General features: G+C 72.9%; 17 protein-coding genes and 1 riboswitch. Of the genes, 2 read left to right on the top strand and 15 right to left on the bottom strand.

The window, feature by feature from the left end:
* Positions 1 to 192: 192 nt before the first annotated feature.
* The 5 genes from LZ495_RS17905 to LZ495_RS17885 form a co-directional block, all read right to left on the bottom strand.
* A complete protein-coding gene (locus LZ495_RS17905; protein WP_235053233.1) occupies positions 193 to 1,680 on the bottom strand; it encodes a pyridoxal phosphate-dependent decarboxylase family protein in 1,488 nt (495 codons plus the stop codon).
* Complete coding sequence (locus tag LZ495_RS17900; protein ID WP_235053232.1) at positions 1,677 to 3,176, bottom strand: MFS transporter; 1,500 nt, start codon at positions 3,174 to 3,176, stop codon at positions 1,677 to 1,679. The genes LZ495_RS17905 and LZ495_RS17900 overlap by 4 nt, the downstream gene beginning before the upstream one ends.
* Positions 3,177 to 3,421: 245 nt before the next feature.
* Positions 3,422 to 3,853: a transcription antitermination factor NusB gene (gene nusB, locus LZ495_RS17895; protein ID WP_235053231.1), complete on the bottom strand. Its 432-nt coding sequence runs from the start codon at positions 3,851 to 3,853 to the stop codon at positions 3,422 to 3,424.
* Positions 3,853 to 4,419 carry an elongation factor P gene (gene efp, locus LZ495_RS17890; RefSeq protein ID WP_235053230.1) on the bottom strand — a complete coding sequence of 189 codons (567 nt, stop codon included), beginning with the start codon at positions 4,417 to 4,419 and terminating at the stop codon, positions 3,853 to 3,855. Before efp ends, nusB begins: the two co-directional genes overlap by 1 nt.
* Positions 4,420 to 4,487: 68 nt before the next feature.
* The gene (locus LZ495_RS17885; RefSeq protein ID WP_235053229.1) at positions 4,488 to 5,603 is read right to left on the bottom strand and encodes a M24 family metallopeptidase; all 1,116 of its coding nucleotides are present in this window, start codon (positions 5,601 to 5,603) and stop codon (positions 4,488 to 4,490) included.
* Between the two features lie 149 nt (positions 5,604 to 5,752).
* Here LZ495_RS17885 and LZ495_RS17880 point away from each other — a divergent pair, with 149 nt between their 5' ends.
* Positions 5,753 to 7,294, top strand: a complete 1,542-nt coding sequence (locus LZ495_RS17880; protein WP_235053228.1) for a hypothetical protein — start codon at positions 5,753 to 5,755, stop codon at positions 7,292 to 7,294.
* A 173-nt stretch (positions 7,295 to 7,467) separates the two neighbouring features.
* On the top strand, positions 7,468 to 9,783 hold the full coding sequence (locus LZ495_RS17875) for a S1 family peptidase (RefSeq protein ID WP_235053337.1): 2,316 nt from the start codon (positions 7,468 to 7,470) through the stop codon (positions 9,781 to 9,783).
* A gap of 81 nt (positions 9,784 to 9,864) precedes the next feature.
* Here LZ495_RS17875 and LZ495_RS17870 read toward each other — a convergent pair whose 3' ends face one another.
* The 10 genes from LZ495_RS17870 to mltG all read right to left on the bottom strand — a co-directional run bounded on the left by LZ495_RS17870 (position 9,865) and on the right by mltG (position 18,151).
* Entirely contained in the window at positions 9,865 to 10,617 is a 753-nt protein-coding gene (locus LZ495_RS17870) for a CbtA family protein (protein ID WP_235053227.1), read from the bottom strand.
* Positions 10,618 to 10,634: 17 nt separating this feature from the next.
* Positions 10,635 to 10,862, bottom strand: coding sequence for a CbtB domain-containing protein (locus LZ495_RS17865; protein WP_235053226.1), 228 nt, complete (start codon positions 10,860 to 10,862; stop codon positions 10,635 to 10,637).
* A 29-nt stretch (positions 10,863 to 10,891) separates the two neighbouring features.
* A riboswitch (cobalamin riboswitch) is annotated at positions 10,892 to 11,062 on the bottom strand.
* 78 nt (positions 11,063 to 11,140) lie between these two features.
* Complete coding sequence (aroQ, locus tag LZ495_RS17860) at positions 11,141 to 11,587, bottom strand: type II 3-dehydroquinate dehydratase (RefSeq protein WP_235053225.1); 447 nt, start codon at positions 11,585 to 11,587, stop codon at positions 11,141 to 11,143.
* On the bottom strand, positions 11,584 to 12,678 hold the full coding sequence (gene aroB, locus LZ495_RS17855; protein WP_235053224.1) for a 3-dehydroquinate synthase: 1,095 nt from the start codon (positions 12,676 to 12,678) through the stop codon (positions 11,584 to 11,586). Before aroB ends, aroQ begins: the two co-directional genes overlap by 4 nt.
* On the bottom strand, positions 12,675 to 13,292 hold the full coding sequence (locus tag LZ495_RS17850; protein WP_235053223.1) for a shikimate kinase: 618 nt from the start codon (positions 13,290 to 13,292) through the stop codon (positions 12,675 to 12,677). Before LZ495_RS17850 ends, aroB begins: the two co-directional genes overlap by 4 nt.
* A gap of 110 nt (positions 13,293 to 13,402) precedes the next feature.
* Entirely contained in the window at positions 13,403 to 14,587 is a 1,185-nt protein-coding gene (gene aroC / locus LZ495_RS17845) for a chorismate synthase (protein ID WP_235053222.1), read from the bottom strand.
* 261 nt (positions 14,588 to 14,848) lie between these two features.
* Complete coding sequence (locus LZ495_RS17840; RefSeq protein ID WP_235053221.1) at positions 14,849 to 15,598, bottom strand: prepilin peptidase; 750 nt, start codon at positions 15,596 to 15,598, stop codon at positions 14,849 to 14,851.
* A gap of 55 nt (positions 15,599 to 15,653) precedes the next feature.
* Complete coding sequence (locus LZ495_RS17835) at positions 15,654 to 15,998, bottom strand: hypothetical protein (RefSeq protein ID WP_235053220.1); 345 nt, start codon at positions 15,996 to 15,998, stop codon at positions 15,654 to 15,656.
* 171 nt (positions 15,999 to 16,169) lie between these two features.
* Entirely contained in the window at positions 16,170 to 16,997 is an 828-nt protein-coding gene (locus tag LZ495_RS17830) for a shikimate dehydrogenase (protein WP_235053219.1), read from the bottom strand.
* Positions 16,998 to 17,002: 5 nt separating this feature from the next.
* A complete protein-coding gene (mltG, locus tag LZ495_RS17825; RefSeq protein ID WP_235053218.1) occupies positions 17,003 to 18,151 on the bottom strand; it encodes an endolytic transglycosylase MltG in 1,149 nt (382 codons plus the stop codon).
* Positions 18,152 to 18,219: the final 68 nt, after the last annotated feature.

Below are 18,219 nucleotides of genomic sequence, written 5' to 3'. Positions count from 1 at the left end.
AAGGCATTTGGCACGGCCGGGCCCAGGTCTGGGTCTGGGTCCGAGTCCGAGTCCGAGTCCGAGTCCGGGTCCGGGTCCGAGTCCGGGTCCCGGTCCGGCAAGGCAGTGGGCACGACGCCGGACGCCGTCGCCCGCTCCCCGGACGCGCCCGCAGCCGGGCGGATGCACCCGGCTGCGGCGGGGCTTCGCGTCCTAGGCCAGGTTCGCAGGCCTGCCGTGGAAGAGGCCGCCGATGACGTCCGGGAGCAGGCGTTCGGCGAGGGCGGTGGGGAGTTGTTCGAGGAGCGCGAGGACCGGTGCCATCCGGTCCGGCAGTGCTCCCCCGTCGCCCAGTCCGGCGAGTTGCAGGAGGGCGGCGCTGTCCTCGGGGGTGAGGGTGGCGGGGTCGATGAGGGCGGCCGCTTCGACGAGTCCGGGGTCGGCGACCGCGGGGCCCAGCTTGCGGGCTTCGTCGGCCGCGTCGGCGAGCGCGGCGAGGAGTTCGGGGGCCTTGCCGTCGGCGGCCGCGGTGACGGTCAGGTGCACGGTGCGCGGGAGGCCGCCGTGGCCGGGCTGCGGCTGGACGTACCAGCCGTGCGCGCGCAGGCAGTCGGCGACCACGAAGACGTCCAGCGCGGGATCGCTGCTCGCCACCGAGAGCAGTGATCCGGGCGGGTCGCCGAGCACCCGCAGGCCGGGGATCGCGGCGATTCCGGTGCGCAGCGCGCGGGCGGTGCGCACGGTGCGGGCCGCGAGGTCGAGGTAGCCCGCGTCGCCGATGTGCCGGAGCACGGCCCAGGCGGCGGCGAGCGGACCGGCGGATTTGGTGCCCTGCAGCGTGGTGTTGACGACCGGATAGCCGGGCCAGGCGGCGCACGCGAAGTAGCCGTGGCGGCGCAGTTCGGCGTCCCGGAAGAGCACGACCGAGGCGCCCTTGGGGGTGTAGGCGTACTTGTGCAGGTCGACGGAGAGCGAGGTGACACCCGGCACCGCGAGGTCGAAGGCGGGCATGGCCGGGGCGTCCGGCAGGCGCCGGGCGTACGGGAGGAGCCATCCGCCGATGCACGCGTCGACGTGGCACAGGACTCCGCGGGCGGCGGCGAGTGCGGCGATCTCGGGGACCGGGTCGACCACGCCGTGCGCATAAGAGGGTGCGGAGACGACGACGAGGGCGGTGCGGTCGTCGAGTGCGGCGGCGACCGCGGCGGGGTCCGGTGTGAAGGTCTCCGGGTCGACCGGGAGAGGTACGGTCTCGATACCGAAGAGGTGCGCGGCCTTGTGGAAGGCGGCGTGCGCGGTGACCGGCAGGATCATCTTCGGTGCGGTCACGCCGCGTGTGGCGCGGGCGTGTTCGCGGGCGGTGAGCACCGCGAGCAGCACGCTCTCGGTGCCGCCGCTGGTGACCGTGCCGGCGGTGTCGGGCCCGCCGCCGAGCAGTGCCGCGGCCGCCGCGACCACGTCGTTCTCCAACGCCGCGACGCTGGGGAAGGCGGTCATGTCCAGCCCGTTGACGTCGGCCATCGCCGCGTAGGCGGCGTGCGCGAGGTCGGCGGTGTCGGGGCCGAGCCCGGGATCGTAGACGTAGGCGAGCGTGCGGCCGCCGTGCACCGGCAGGTCGGCGGCGCGGAGTGCGGCGAGCTCGGCCAGGATGTCACGGGAGGCATCGCGCGAAATGTCGCGGGAGATGTCGCGTTCGGTCACACCGGTTCCTCTTCAGGTCGGCCGGCCTCGGGGGCGGGCGAGTCCGGGACGGTCCGTGCCTCAGGAGCGTCCGCGGGGCGGGCAGCTTGGGCGGGGACGGCGGCGTACCGGTCGCGGAGTTCGGCGAGCTTCTCTTCGGTCAGGTCGTAGCGCAGGATGAACGGCATGCTGACCGCGAGGAGCACGGCGGGCAGCAGGGTGAAGCCGAGCAGGACGCCGGTGAGGGCCGAGTCGGGTTGCGGGACGCGGTGGTCGGCGTCCGACGAGACGAACCCAGTGACCTGCAGGACGGCGGCGAACACGCCCGCGCCGAGCGCGAGTCCGAGCATCTCGCCGGCCGTCCACACACCGGTGAACACGCCGGCGCGGCGCTGCCCGGTGGTCATCGCGTCGGCCGCCACCGCGTCCCCGATCATCGACATGGGCAGCATCTGCATGCCCGCGTAGCCGACGCCCGCGATGCCGGTGATGGCGTAGACGATCCCGGCCGGCACCTGGCCCGCGGAGGTCATGAGCAGGCAGGCGGCCAGGAAGCAGCAGGACGCGGCGAACGCGGCGTTGCGCTTGCCGTAGCGCAGGGCGGCGCGCGACCACAGCGGCATCGCCACGATGGACGGCAGGACCAGGGCGGCGAACAGCCATGTGGTCGCGGACGAGTCGTCGAGTACGTAGGTCGAGAAGTACTGCACGCCGGCGAGCATCGCGCCGGCGCCGATGGCCTGCACGACGTACATGCCGAACAGGTTCATGAAGGAACGGTTCGTCCGGGCGATCGCGAGCTGCTTGAGGATCGAGCCCTCCCCCGCGCTGACCGGGACGACGACGCGGGCCCGGGCCGTGGTGAAGAAGGCGGCGAGCATGCCGGCCATGAGCAGGGCGCCGAGCGCGATGCCCATGATGCGGTAGCCGTTCATGGTGCCCGGGTCGTCGTTGCCCGAGTGCCCGGTGATGAGCGGCGCGACGCCGCCGGACAGCAGGATCGCGAAGGACAGGAACGCGACGCGCCACGCCATGATGCGGGTGCGCTCGTGGTGGTCCGTGGTGATCTCGGCGGGCATCGCGATGTAGGGGACCTGGAAGGCGGCGAACGCGGTGGCCGCGAGCAGGTACATGAAGCCGACGTACAGCGCAGCCCAGTTGCCGGTGAGCGGCGGTCCGGCGAACATCGCGGCGAACAGGAACGGCAGGGTGAGCGCGCCGCCGAGCATCCAAGGGCGGCGCGGGCCCCAGCGGTGCTCGGTGCGGTCGGACAGGCTGCCCGCGTACGGGTTGGCCACCACGTCCCACGCCTTGGGCAGGAACACGACGACGCCGGCCAGGAGCGGGGCGACGCCGAGGACGTCGGTCAGGTAGTAGAGCAGGAGGAGGCCGGGGACGGCCCCGAATATGCCGGTGCCGAACGAGCCCAGCCCGTAGCCGATGCGCACGATGCCGGGCAGGGGCGGGTGTCCGGGTGCCGGCGGCTCGGCGGCGTCGGGGCCCGCGGCGGGAAGCATGGTCACGAACGTAGGGCCTGGCGGGCCTTGCCACCAGGGTTTCGCGACTGGTCCAGACCAATTGCCTTGTCCGGCTCCGCGCGGCCAACTCCCGCTTCGCAGCGATTTGCTGATGATTGTTCATATTCACCCGCCGGGACGCAGCCCCGGGGAAACACGAGGGCGCCCGCAGAGCAATGCTCCGCGGGCGCCCTCGAAGACGTTCCCGGCCGCCGCTTCCCGCCGTCTGCGGGGCGGCCGCGGGGTCAGCGCTGCAGCGTCGGCTTCAGGTCCTTCAACCGGGCCAGCAGGCCGTTGACGAACTGCGGCGAGTCGTCGGTGGAGAACTCCTTGGCCAGCTCGACGGCCTCGTCGATGACCACGGCGTCCGGCACGTCGTCCTGCCACAGCAGCTCGTACACGCCGAGCCGCAGGACGTTGCGGTCCACGGTCGGCATGCGGTCCATGGTCCAGCCGACCGAGTACGTCGAGATCAGGTCGTCGATCCGGCCGCGGTGCGCCTGCACGCCCTCGACCAGCGTCATCGTGTACTCGGCGATCGGCGGGGTGTCCGCATCGCCGCCGCGCGCACGGCCGACCCAGTCGGCGAGCACCGTCACCGGATCGCCGCCGCGCTGGTCCGCCTCGAAGAGGATCTGCAGCGCACGGCGGCGGGTCTTGGTACGGGCACCGGCCACTAGCTGTTCACACGGCCCAGGTAGTCACCGGAACGGGTGTCGACCTTGACCTTCTCGCCGGTCGTGATGAACAGCGGGACGGCGATCTCGTAGCCGGTCTCCAGCTTGGCCGGCTTGGTGCCGCCGGTGGAGCGGTCGCCCTGCACACCCGGCTCGGTGTACTCGATGACCAGCTCGACGGACGCCGGGAGCTCGACGTACAGCGCCGCGCCCTCGTACATCGCGACGGTGGCCTCGAAGCCCTCGAGCAGGTAGTTGGCGGCGTCGCCGACGACCGCGGGGCTGACCGGGAGCTGGTCGAAGGTCTCCGTGTCCATGAACACGAAGTCGGCGCCGTCCTTGTACGAGAACTGCATGCCGCGCCGGTCCACGCTGGCCGTCTCGACCTTGATGCCCGCGTTGAACGTCTTGTCGACGGTCTTGCCGGACAGCACGTTCTTGAGCTTGGTGCGGACGAAGGCGGGGCCCTTGCCCGGCTTGACGTGCTGGAACTCCACAACGGACCAGAGCTGTCCACCGTCGAGCTTGAGCACCATGCCGTTCTTCAGGTCGTTGGTCGTGGCCACGGGTGCGGGATCTCCTGCGTTGCTTCGGACCGGGGTGCCGGCGCCTGTCGGGTGTGCGGCCTGGCGCACTACAGGACCAGCAGCTCCTTGGTCGTGATGGTAAGTAGCTCGGGCCCGCCGTCCTCGGGCGGACGGACCACGAGAGTGTCTTCGATGCGGACACCGCCGCGCCCCGGGAGATAGATCCCCGGCTCGACGGTGACCGGCATGCAAGCGTCCAGCTTACCGTCCGTCGTCGGACCCATGCGCGGGTCCTCGTGGATCTCCAGGCCGACGCCGTGCCCGAGGCCGTGCGGAAAGTACTCCCCGTAGCCGGCCGCATCGATCACGGCCTTCGCCGCACCGTGCACCGCGGACGTCTCCACGCCGGGCGCGAGCGCCTCGCGGCCCGCCTTCTGCGCCGCGAAGACGACGTCGTAGACCTCGACCTGCCACCCGGCCGGCTCGTTGCCGATCACGAAGGTCCGCGTCATGTCCGCGTGGTAGCCGCGGTAGCAGGCACCGAAGTCGATCTTCAGGAAGTCGCCGTCCTCGACCCGCCGGTCCCCCGGGCTGTGGTGCGGGATCGCCGAATGCGGACCGGACGCCACGATGGTCGGGAACGCGGGCGAGTCGGCCCCGTGGTCCGCCATCCGCCGCTCCAGCTCCAGCGCGATGTGCCGCTCGGTGCGCCCGACCAGGATCGACTCGATCATCTCGGCGATCGCCTGGTCGCCGATCTCGCATGCGATGCGCAGCGTGGCGATCTCGTCCGGGTCCTTGATCCGCCGCAGCTCCTCGACCGCCCGGCCGAGCGCCACCCGGTCCACGCCCTCGGCCGCCTCGCCGAGCGTCCGGTACATCTCGACGGTGACCGCGTGCTCCTCGACCGCCAGCCGCCGCACCCCGGACGCGGCCGCGCGCTTGGCGAGGCCGGGCGCGCACAGCCGCTCGTCGACCAGCTCGACGTCGGGCGCCTGCTCGGCGGCCTGCGTCATATAGCGGCCGTCGGTCGCCAGCACCGCGCCGGACGCACCTTCGGCGCCCTCCGGGACCGCGGCATGGATGAGGAGAGCGCCGTTCGAACCGGTGAAGCCGGTCAGATAGCGCACGTTGACCGGATTGGTGATCAGAGCGGCATCGGCGCCGGTCGCAGCAACACGGGCGCGCAGCCGATCTCGGCGTACGGCGTGGGCCTCGGGCATGCGCTCAGCGTAACCCCGCACCCGGCCCTCGGCCCGTCAGGCGCGGCCCCGCTCGCGGGCTCGGGCCACCGGCGGAGGACGGCACCGCCCGGCCCGTCGGGTCGCCCGCGCGGCCACCCGAGGGCACCGCCGGACGGCGCCCCCCGGGCGTGTCGGACGCCGCTCCGCGGCTCGTCGAGCTACTGCTCGCCGCCGACGTCGCAGACGACCTCGTCCTCGCCCACGACGCGGTCGCCGCGCTGGCCCGGCAGCCGCGCGCTGTGGTGCGCCTGGACCAGGCCGTACGCCATCAGGCCTGGTGCCAGGACCGGTATCTCCCCTGGCAGACGGTGCCCTGGCCCGACGCGCAGACACCGCCGCCCGCCGGCGGACCGGCCTGCTGGCACGAGCAGATCCGGCGCCGCATCGCCGTGCGCGAACCAGGGCCGATCGCCGTCGTCCTGGCGGTCATGCATCCGGACGGCCGCCTCCGGGAGAGCGCGCTGCGGCGGATGACACAAAGGTCCGAAGGCGTGTGGACGCCCTACATCACGCTGCGCACCACCGACTGGGTGCGGCCGGTCCGCGAGATCGCGCTGCTCGCCCTCGTGGACCGGCTGCTGGAGAACCCCGCGGCGCACCTGCGGCCGGCTGCCGAGCTGGTCTTCTCCGTCCCGGACCGGAAGCGGGCCCGCACCGCCCGGCTCCAAGTGGACGCGGCGATCGCCGCCGGGCCGCGCGAGGTCCTGGGCGAGTTGCGCGCATCACCGATCCCGGCGCTGCGCCGGGCGGCTTTCCGGGCCGGGACCTGGCCGGGCACCGCGCTCGACGAACTGGTCCGGGTGGCCGAGGGCGACGGCGATCCGCGCCTGCGGCCCGCGGCGGCCGAGACCGCGGCACGCGAGGCGCTGTGGACCGGGCGCGGCGATTTGCTGGCCCGGCTCGCCATGGCGAGCCACGCGAGTGTGCGCGCGGTCGGGATCGTCGCGGCGGCGCGGGCCGGGGACCCGGGCCGGGCGCTCGGCGCGCTCGACGACGTCTCGGCGGTGATCCGGGCCAGCGCGCGCGACATCGCCCGTCGGCACGGCGTCGACGCGCTCGCGCACTACCGGGCGGCCGTGTCCGGTCCCGAGGCGCCCGCCCCCGGGGCGCTGTCGGGGCTGGGCGAGACGGGCGGCCCGACCGACGCGGCGCTGGCCGGCCGCTGGCTGGCCCATCCGGAACCGGACGGCCGTTTGCGGGCGCTGCAGGCGCTCGGGCAGTTGGACGCGGTGCCGACGGATGCCGCGCTGGCGTTGTTCGCCGACTCTTCCGCCGCGGTGGTGCGGGGTGCGACCGCCGTGCTGCTGCGACGGATCGACGGTGTCCCGGAGGAGGCCCTGTGGCCGGCGTTGGCCGATGGGCGCCGGGTCCGTCGGGTCGGCGCGTTCCGGTTGCTGCGCGCGAAAGGCGGCGTTCCGCGCCTGAAGGCCGCGCTGGTCGCCGCCGGCGGTCCGGACCCGAAACTCGCCGCGCAGGCGCTGGCCGCCCTGCAGGCCTGGGCGGACCAGCCATTCCACTGGAGTGCGCGCGTCCGCCTGCGGCCGGACGGGGACCTCTCCTGCACCCCCGGGGAGCGCACCGAACTCATGGGACTGGCAGCGGGTATCGGCGGCAGCCTGTCGGACCGGACCCGGGAGCGGCTGCTGAGTCGACTCGAAAAGTCGGCCTGAGTACGTCCGTTCGGGTGACTCGGCGTGGCAAGGCGCGCCGATCCGGTGTGGCGGAGACCGTGCGGCCCTACGATTTTCGGAAGGGGCCGCGGTGCGCGGGAACGTGCCGGGCTCCGCCACATCGACGGGGTCTCCAGGGGTGGGGAGCCCACACACCGGGGGGTGTGCGCACGATGATCATCGGCGAGCCCGGGGCCGGCGGAACGCCCGACCCCGATCGGTACGAGCTCATGGTCGAGCAGTTGGCCGCGGCGGCCGAGCGCGGCCGGGAAGTGCAAGGCCAGGTCGAGGAGTTCCGGCGGCAGCGGGAGGAAGGCAAGCGCTTCCCGGATGCCCCGGAGCGCCTCGCGCGGCGGGCGCAGCGGCTGCTGCAGTCGGGGGCGGTGCCCGGCGAGGTCCTGGTCGCGATGGAGCCGGGCGTCGACCCGGTCGAAGCCGACGAGCGCATCATCGGCGATGCGAACGACATGCAGTCCGTGGCATTCCTGCCGCGCGGCGTGCGGGTGGCCGCCACGGTGGCGCGCATCTGGCTGAAGGTGAACGGGCGTCCGCAGGCGTGCGCGACGGGCTTCATGGTGGGGCCGCGGCTGCTGCTGACCAATCACCATGTCTTCCGCGACTTCGCCACGGCCCAGGACGCGTTCGCGGAGTTCGACGCCGAGGCGGGGCTGGACGACATGCCCAAGACCGGGGTCCCGTACAAGACGGCGCCCGAGGTCTTCTTCGCCAATGACAAGGGCCTCGACTACGCGCTCGTGGCGCTCGCCCCCGGCTTGGACGGGCGGCATGCGGGCGAGGTGTTCGGGTGGAACCGGCTCGACCCGGCCGAAGGCAAGATCGTGGTCGGCGACCCGGTCAACATCATCGGCCACCCGTCGGGGCGGCCGAAGGAGATCGCCATCCGCAGCAATGAACTCGTGGTGCGGCTGGACGACTTCCTGCACTACGCCACCGACACCGAACCGGGGAACTCCGGGTCGCCGGTGTTCAACGACCAGTGGGAAGTGGTCGCGCTGCACCACCGCGGCGTGCCGAAGACCGACGAGCAGGGCCGCGTGCTCAATCTCGACGGGAAGCCGTGGACGTCGGCGCAGGGGGATGCGGCGGTGGCCTGGGTGGCCAACGAAGGCGCCCGGATCAGCTCGGTTCTTCGGCATCTCGCCGCCCACACGCCGGCCGAACTGCACCCGGTGCTGGCCGAGATCGGTCCGGGCATCGGCGCGCCCGCGCCGGCCGCGGCGGGTCCGACGACAGCGTCGGCGGCAGCCGCTGCGCTGACCCCGGGCGCGCCGGCCGTCCTACCCCAAGCCCTCGTGCCCCAGGCGCTCGTACCGCAGCCCCTCACGCCTCCGGCGACGGTGGTGCCGGGTGCGGACGATGCAAGCGGGAAGGGGACGACCGCGGCTTCGGACCCGGCCGCGGCTTCGATCGCGGGTGCGGGTGCGGTCCCGGGCGTGGTCCCGGCCGCGGCTTCCACCGCGAGTGCGGGTGTGGTGCCGGGTTCCCCTCCGGCCGCCGTGGCGGTGCCGCTGCCGCGGGCGGCCGAGTCGGCGATCCTGACCGGGGTCGCGGGCCGTCCTGAAGCGTTCGGGGCCGCCCGGCAGTTGGTGTTCCTGCACGGGCGCAGCCAGCAGGGGCGGCATCCGGAGTCGCTGCGGCGGCAGTGGACCGACGGGCTCAACAGCGGTCTGGCCCGGCTCGGCTACGCGACGCTGGACCCTGCCGACATCTACTTCCCGTACTACGGGGACCGCCTCGCCGCAGTCCTGGACGCGCATGAGTCGGTGTCGGCGACGAGCTTCGACTCGGTCGCCGACGACCCCGCGGCGGCGGCCGCACCGGAGTCCGGCAGTGCCCGGGAGCTGTACACGCGGCTGCTCTTCCAGGCCGCGGACGCGGCGGGCATGCCGGACGAGAGCGATGCCGTGCACACCGACGAGCGGTTCGGGCTGGGCGGCGTGGTGCGGGTCGCTCGGCGTCCGCTGGACTGGCTGGCCCGGCACTCGGGGGTGGACCGGCTGGTGATCGCGGGGGCGTTCCGGGACGTCGCGCGGTATCTGGACGACCGCCGGGTGCGCGACGAAGTGCTGGCGTGCGTCCGCGAGACCGTGCCGTCGAGCGGCGGCATCGTGCTGGTCGCGCACAGTCTGGGCACGCTGGTCGCGATGGACCTGCTGGCCGTCCCCGCGGACGGACCGGCGGTGTCGGCCCTGGTGACGCTCGGGGCACCGCTGGGCATGGACACGGTGTACGACCGGCTGCTGACCCGCGGGCCGCACTGCCCGCAGCGGGTGCCGTGGTGGTTCAACGCATGGGCGCCGGGCGACGGCGTGGCCATCGGCTGCCCGCTGGCCGGGCGCTGGTCCGGTCTGACCGCGGAGTCGTCGGTGGACAATCCGCGCGACCGGGCGCACGACTTCGACGAGTATCTGGCGCGGCCCGAGGTCGCGGGCGCGATCGCCTCGCGCTTGGAACTGGCCCGCAGGTAGGGCGGGTTCGGCAGACGTTGCGGTCCCGGACGCCCCGCGGATAAAGCGCCTGGGCGTCCGGTCGCCCGGGGCGTCCTGCGGTCAGGCCGCCAAGGCGACTTGGGGCCGCTCCACCACCTTCTTGGCGAGCACGCCGAAGAGGATGCCGAACGTCGCCCAGATGACCGCCTGGACGCCGAGTGCCGCGATCCGGAACCGCCACAGCACGGTGCCGTCGAAGCCCTCCGGCACCGACTCCGGCGACGGGAGCGCGACGGCGATCAGCGCGGCGGCGACGATGTAGCCGCCGATCGCCGCCAGGATCGCATTGGCGCCCCCGAGCCGCGGGGCCAACTGCCGTGCGGCGTATGCCGCGACGATGGCCAGCCCGATGCTGATCGCGATGAACCCGAAGTACAGCGCGGTGCGCTTCCCGATGGTGTCGGGAGCACCGACCGCAGGCGGTTGCGCCGGGTACTTGATGAACGGGACCAGGATCACGGCCACGTAGCCGACCGCGGCCAGGATGCCCGCGGTGGCCCGGGCCCGGACCGCCCCGAGCCGCCCGTACGTGAACGCGAACGCCAGGGCGAAGAGCCCGCCGACCGCGATTCCGTAGACCCCGACACCGGTCAGCAGCCCGAGCGTGCTCTGCACGTCCCGGCTGACGACCTCTTCTTCTTCGTGCCCGCCGTGCCCGCCGTGGTCCGGCATGGGCTCGGGCGCGGAGTTCGCCTCCTCGAAGGAGATGGCGTTGCGGACCTCGGGTTCGCCGAACACGTAGGCGAAGACCCAGGCCAGAAGACCGGCCGCGATGCCCGTGAGCATGCCGCGGACCAGCAGTTTGCGCATCATCAGTCGTGCCCCCGGCCTCAGTGGCAGGGGAACGCGAGCAGGTGCCGGCCGTCGTGCACGAACTCGTGCACCCCGGTTCCGGAGAACATCGCCGTGGCGCCCTGCTCGGCACCGACGAAGTAGATCATGAAGAGGGCCAGCACGCCCATGAAGAGCGCCCAGGGCAGCACTTCGCGGACCGGTATGCGGACCGGGACAGGTTCGGCAGAGGCAGCGGGAGAGGTGGGGACAGCAGCCGTGGCCATGTGTTCCTCCTTCGGGGCACGCGCCCGTTCGGTGGCGGCACGATGTGGAGGGTCTGACTGACGGCTCGCGGCGATGCCCTGAGGTGCCTGGGCTCGACGGAACCGATCACAGTGGCGCGTCCGCGCCGGATTTCCACCGGCTTCCCCACAGCATCGCAATGTCGTTCGCAAGGTAGGGGTCCGCGGCATGCCGCGTCAATGTGCGTACACATGCCGGACATCCGGGCAGCAATGCCCCGGACTGCGCGGATGCCCGGCCGGGCGGCGAAGCGCCTTGATCAGTCGGCCAGTTCGTCCGCCAGCGCGCGCAGCGCGAGGCGGTAGGAGCCGATGCCGAAGCCGGCGATGGTGCCGGTCGCCACAGAGGCGACGACGCTGGTGTGCCGGAACGCCTCGCGCGTGTACGGGTTCGAGATGTGCACCTCGATGAGCGGCGCGGTGCGCTGCGCGATGGCGTCCTTCAGGCCGTACGAATAGTGCGTGAACGCACCGGGGTTGATGACCACCGGGGTGCGCGCGTCGGCGGCCTCGTGGATCCAGCGGATGATCTCGCCCTCGTCGTTGGTCTCGCGCACCTCGACGTCGAAGCCCAGCTCGGCGCCGGTCTTGCGGCAGGCCTCGACGAGGCCTGCGTACGAGGTCGAGCCGTAGACGTCCGGCTCGCGGCTGCCCAGCCGGCCCAGGTTCGGGCCGTTGAGGACCAGGACCTTGGTGAGTGCGGTCATGAGCGCGCCACCTCGCCGTACGCCGCAGCCAGCATCGCCGGGTCCGGGGCCTCCAGGATCGCGGGCTTGGCCAGCCCGTCGAGCACCACGAAGCGCAGCCGGTCGGCGCGCGACTTCTTGTCGATGCGCATGGAGTCCAGCAGCTTCGGCCACGCGTCGCCGCGGTAGGTCAGCGGCAGGCCGAGCGACTCCAGGACCGTCTTGTGCCGGTCGGCGGTCGCATCGTCGAGGCGGCCGGCGAGGCGGCCCAGTTCGGCGGCGTACACCAGGCCGACGCTGACCGCGGCGCCGTGCCGCCACTTGTAGCGCTCGGCCTTCTCGATGGCGTGCCCGAGGGTGTGCCCGTAGTTGAGGAACTCGCGGGACCCGGACTCCTTGAGGTCGGCCGTCACGACGTCGGCCTTGACCTGAATCGACCGCTGGATCAGCTCCGCGGTGTGCGGCCCGGCGTGGCTGCGGGCGCCGGCCGGGTCCGACTCGATCAGGTCGAGGATCACCGGGTCGGCGATGAAGCCGGCCTTGACGACCTCGGCGAGCCCGCTGATGTAGTCGTTGGCGGGCAGAGTCTCCAGGGTGGCCAGGTCGGCGAGCACGCCGGCCGGCGGGTGGAACGCGCCGACGAGGTTCTTGCCCTCGGCGGTGTTGATGCCGGTCTTGCCGCCCACCGCGGCGTCGACCATGCCCAGCAGCGTGGTCGGGATCGCGATCCAGCGCACACCGCGCAGCCAGGTCGCGGCCACGAAGCCGGCCAGGTCGGTGGTGGCGCCGCCGCCGATGCCGACGATCGCGTCGGAGCGGGTGAAGCCGGTCTGCCCGAGCACCGACCAGCAGTACGCGGCGACCTGGACGTCCTTGGCCTCTTCGGCGTTCGGCACCTGGATCGCGATGGCCTCGTAGCCCTGCGCGGCGAGGTCCTCGCGGACCGCCTCGCCCGCGACGCTGAGCGCCTCGGGGTGCAGCACCGCGACGCGGCGGACCTTAGGGCCGAGCAGGCCCGGCAGTTCGCCGAGCAGGCCGGTGCCGACGATGACGTCGTACGGCTCGGCGTCGCCGCCGACGTGGATACGGACGGGCTCGCTGGTTGCGCTCATCGCTCCTGGTCCTTGCCGGCCTGCTCGTCGGCGGCCTCTTCGTTGTCTGCCGGGCCGCTTCCCGCGGCGGGCGGTGCGCCGGCCGGCGGCCCGGCGAGCGCGGCGGCGAGGGCGTCGGCCACCTGCTCGGGGGCGAGCCCGGCGGTGGCCACCACCACGGTCGCGACCTCTTCGTACAGCGGCCTGCGCTGCGCCATCAGTTCGCGCCACCGGGCGCGGGGGTTGCCGACCAGCAGGGGGCGCGGGGCGTCGAGGCCGACGCGGCGTACCGCATCGGCGAGTTCGACGTCGAGGAAGGCCACCGGGTGGGCGGCGAGGAGCTTGCGGGTCGCCGGGTCCATGACCGCACCGCCGCCCAGCGCCAGCACGCCGCCGTGCCCGGCCAGCGCATCGGCAACGGCCTGGTGCTCCAGGGCGCGGAAGTGCGGCTCGCCGTCGTCCACGAAGATGTCCGGGATCGGCTTGCCGGCGACGCGCTCGATGTCGGCGTCGGTGTCGCGGAACGCGACCCCGTAGCGCTCGGCGAGCAGCAGGCCGACGGTGGTCTTGCCGGCTCCGGGCGGGCCGACCAGGACGACCAGCGGCCCCGGGCCGGCGTCTGCCGTCTCCGCCATCGGGGAACCCCCTTCGGTGTGCCTCCAGGCCGGTCCCGGGGCAGCCCCGGAACCGGCATGCGCCGGGCCGCGGACGCCGCTCGCGCGGGCCGCGGCCCGGTCCTGCCGGGTTACTTGACCTCGAGCGCGTCGAGGTAGGAGGCGACGTTGCGGCGCGTCTCGGGCACCGAGTCGCCGCCGAACTTCTCCACCACGGCGTCCGCGAGCACGAGCGCGATCATGGCCTCCGCGACGATGCCGGCGGCCGGCACCGCGGCGACGTCGGAGCGCTGGTGGTGCGCCTGCGCCACCTCGCCGGTCCGCACGTCGAACGTGGCCAGCGCGCGCGGCACGGTCGCGATCGGCTTCATCGCGGCGCGCACCCGCAGCACCTCGCCGGTCGACATGCCGCCCTCGGTGCCGCCCGAGCGGCCGGAGGTGCGGCGGACGCCCTCGGGGGTGTTCACGATCTCGTCGTGCGCCTGGCTGCCGCGCACCCGGGCCAGGTCGAAGCCGTCGCCGACCTCGACGCCCTTGATCGCCTGGATGCCCATCAGCGCGGCGGCGAGCCGCGCGTCGAGCCGGCGGTCCCAGTGCACGTGGCTGCCCAGGCCGGGCGGCAGGCCGTACGCCAGCACCTCGACCACGCCGCCGAGCGTGTCGCCGGCCTCGTGCGCAGCGTCCACCTCGGCGACCATCGCGGCACTCGCCTCGGCGTCGAGGCAGCGCACCGGGTCGGCGTCGAGACGCGCGGTGTCCTCCGGCACGGGCAGCACCCCGCTGGGCGCCTTCGCCGCACCGAACTCCACGACGTGGCTGACGATCCGGATGCCGGCCACGGCCTCCAGGAACGACGCGGCGACGGTGCCGAGCGCGACCCGCGCCGCGGTCTCGCGCGCGCTGGCTCGCTCCAGGATCGGACGGGCCTCGTCGAAGCCGTACTTCTGCATGCCGGCCAGGTCGGCGTGCCCGGGGCGCGGCCGGGTGAGCGGCGCGTTGCGCGCGCTCCCGGCGAGGATCTCGGGGTCGACCGGGTCGGCCGACATCACCGTCTCCCACTTGGGCCACTCGGTGTTGCCCACCATGATCGCCACGGGGCTGCCCAGGGTGAGGCCGTGCCGCACGCCTCCGAGGAAGGTGACCTCGTCCCGCTCGAACTTCATGCGGGCGCCGCGCCCATAACCGAGCCGGCGCCGCGCGAGCGCGTCCGCGACCGCATCGGTGGTGACGGGGACTCCGGCAGGAAGCCCTTCCAGGGTCGCGACGAGGGCGGGCCCGTGCGATTCGCCCGCGGTCAGCCAGCGCAAGTTGCCCAACGGTGTTCCTCCAGTGCTGCCCGGCCGATGCCGGGACCCCGCTTCGGCGGCGGGAATGGCCTGCCCCGATCCTTTCATGCCGGAGAACGCGCACCGCGCACCCGTCCGAGTACTGGACCTCGGTGCCGCCGCACCGGGACCGCCGTACTCCCGCGCCGGACCGGCGCAGTCTCCCCGAACGCACGTCGGGCCCTTCCTGCCCTGGTGGGGGCCATTGGCGCCGAGGTCCCTCCCCCGCCCCCGCCGCCACGTCTTCGTGGGTCACCAGCCGACATAGGCGGCCACCAACTGCTCTCCGCACAACACCGCGCCCAGGGCGCCGACCAGCATCCACGGGCCGAACGGCAAGGCCGTGTCCCACTGGGCGCGTCTGGTGGCGAGCAGCACGATGGCGGCCGAGGCGGCGCCGGCGAACGACAGGAACGCGCCTGCGGCCAGGACGTCCCAGCCCAGCCAGCTCAGATGCAACCCCAGGACGGCTGCCAGCTTCACGTCGCCCAAGCCCAGCGAGCCGCGGCGGAAGACCGCGAGGGCGAAGTGGTACGCGGCCAGCACGAACGCGCCCAGCAGAGCCCGGGCGTAGGCCTCGAAGTCGTCGAGGGCCAGCGCCTCTATCCCCAGCAGCGTCAGGCCGGCGAGCAGCAGCACGCCGATGACGGAGTCGGGCAGGCGCAGGGTCCGCAGGTCGACCATGGCCAGCACCACGCCCGCGGCCGCGAGCAGCAGGAAGGCCAGCAGATCGAGCCCGGGGCCGAGGCGCCAGGCCAGCAGGGCGAACACGCCGCCGGTGAGGGCGCCGAGTGCCGCCATGCCCGGGGAACCCGGTACGGCAAGGACCACAGGGGGACGCGGCACGGGTGCCGGCCCCTCGGCCGTGGCCGGGCGCTCCGGTTGCCAGGTGGCCGCCGCCCGCCCGGAGGCGGTGGTCACCAATCTGTCGATGGGTACCCGCAGCACCAGGCCGGCAGCGAATCCGACCACGGCGCAGACGAGGGTCGCGCTGATGAACACGGGTCAGACTTTACGGTGGATCACGGGGTGGACACGTTCCGTCATCCACAGGTGGTCAGTCCGCGGACGAACGGTTCTCCTGGAGCGGGGACGGACCGGCGCCCGCAAAGGGGTTCGCGCCGTGCGTCGGAGCCGGTCCGGGACCCGGGACCTGGCCGGGGCCGGCGTTGCCTGCGAAGGGGTTGCTGCCGGTGCGCACCTGGGCGTAGTCGCCGGTGGCCAGGGCCTGCCGGAGCCGGCGGCGGCGTATCGCGTTGCGGATGCGCACGTAGACGACGAACGACCCGACCAGCACGAGGAAGGCCACCGACGCCTCGGTCGCGATGCTGTCGGGCAGCAGGAAGATGAAGATGTTGACGACGATGTCGAAGATGAAACTGCCTGCGCCGGCCTCGGACACGGCCAACTCCCCAGAGAAAACGATCAAGACGACGGACGAGAAGCTGCGACAGCTTATGGGGCGGGCCGGGCTGCGGGCACCGGGGTTTCCGTCCGCCTGTGGGAACCGGGGGTACCGGACGCAGAACCGCCTGCCGCGGGCGCGGCAGGCGGTTCCGAGTGATGCCAGGGTTCAGTTGCGTGCGGCCAGCGCGGCCTCGCCCGCGGCGCGCATCTCCTTGAGCGGTCCCGGGCGGCCGGTCATCGCCTCGACCTGCAGGACGGCCTGGTGGACCAGGAGGTCCAGTCCCCCGACGACCGTGCCGCCGGCCTGCGACCACGCCGCGGCCAGGGCGGTCGGCCACGGGTCGTACACCACGTCGAAGAGCACGCCCGGCGTGGCCGGGACGCCGTCGACGAGGTGGTCGGTGGCGCCCTTCGGGGTCGTGGAGACGACCAGCGGGTAGTCCAGGCCCTTGTGCGCGTCCTCCCACGGCCGCACCTGGATCTCGATGCCGAGGCGCTCGCCGGCTTCGAACATCTCCTGCGCGCGCAGCACCCCGCGCACGTACGCGCGTACCGGCCCGTCGCACACCGACCGCAGCGCGGCCATCGTGGACATCGCGGTCGCTCCCGCGCCGAACACCGCTGCGGAGTCGACGCGTTCCACGCCGCGCTCGCGCAGTGCCGCGACCAGGCCGGGCACGTCGGTGTTGTCGCCGGTCCGGCGGCCGTCCGCACCGAATACGACGGTGTTGACGGCGTCCACCTCGGCCGCGGTCGGCGAGACCTCGTCGAGCAGCGGCAGGATCGCGCGCTTGAGCGGCATGGTCAGCGAGAGGCCGGCCCACGACGCGTCCAGGCCCCCGACGAAGTCCGGCAGGCCGGCTTCGTCGACGTCGAACGCGTCGTAGGTCCAGGTCTCCAGCCCGAGCACCTCGTACGCCGCCCGGTGCAGGACCGGGGACAGCGAGTGGGCGATCGGAGAGCCGAGCACCGCGGCACGGCGCGGGTCTTTCACGTGCGTCAGCCGCCGTTCTGCTTGGACTTCAGGTACTCCTGGAACAACTTCTTGTTCTTCTCGTGCTCGGAGAGCGTCTTGGCGTACAACGTCTCGCCCGTCTCCAGGTTGACGGTCACGAAGTAGAGCATGTCGCCGTCCGCCGGGGCGAGCGCTGCGTCTATGGCCTGCTTGCCCGGGTTGTTGATGGGGGTGGCCGGCAGGCCGTTCCGGGTGTACGTGTTCCACGCGTGGTCCGACGTCGTCTCCTTGTCGGTGACCACGATGTTGTTGCGGTTCAGGCCGTAGTTGACCGTCGAGTCGAAGCCGAGCTTCATGGCCGGCTTGGCCGCGAGCCGGTTGTAGATGACCCGCGAGATCTTGCCGAAGTCCTGGTCCTGCTTGGCCTCGGCCTGGATCATGCTGGAGATCACCAGGATCTCGTACGGCGACTTGCCGACCTTGGCGGCCTTGCCCTCGAGGTCCCACGCGGCGAACTTGTTCTTGGCCGTGGTGACCATGTCGCGCAGCACGTCGACCGGCTTCATGCCGGGGGCGACCGGGTACTGCGTCGGGAACAGGAAGCCTTCGATGTTGCCGTTCGCCCAGGGCGGCAGGCCGAGCGACGGATCCTTGGCGGCCGCCTCGAACTCGGCGGGCGCGATCTGCATCTGCTTGGCGAGGACTTCGTAGACCTTGGTCGCCCGGGTGCCTTCGGGGATGGTCGCCTTGGCCTGGTTCTTGCGGTCCGCCATGAACTCGAACGCGGTCTTGGCGGACTGCTTGGTCTTCATCACGTACGCCGCGGCCTCGATGCCGCGCTGCTGCTTGTCCGCGGTGTAGACCTTGGTGAACGCGTCGACGCTCTTGACGACCTGGGCGCGCTTGAGCTCGTTGCCGATCTGCGAGGCCACCCAGCCCGGCTTCACGACCACCACGACGGTCTGCTCGGAGCCCGCGCCGGAGTAGTCCGGCGGCGGGCCGAAACGGTCCTTCACGAAGCCGTAGGCGAACCACCCGCCGGTCAGGATCAGGCCGATCACGATGGCGAAGGCGACGAAGACGGCGCAGCCGCTGCGGCCGCGCTTCTCCTTGCGGCGGCCGCGCGAGCCGCCGTTCTTGCCCCGGCGCCGGCTGCGCGGCTCCGTGTCCATCGACAGTCCGAGGTCACTCATCTGGGGTGGTCTCCGCCTGGGTCGGGGCGTGGGCCGCGGGAAGGGTCGGTGCTTCGGGGGACGTGCCA

The sequence above is a fragment of the Yinghuangia soli genome, from assembly GCF_021502675.1.
GTDB lineage: Bacteria > Actinomycetota > Actinomycetes > Streptomycetales > Streptomycetaceae > Yinghuangia > Yinghuangia soli.
The sequence above is the reverse complement of the archived record's forward strand: the minus strand, read 5'-3'. Positions and strand labels throughout refer to the sequence as shown.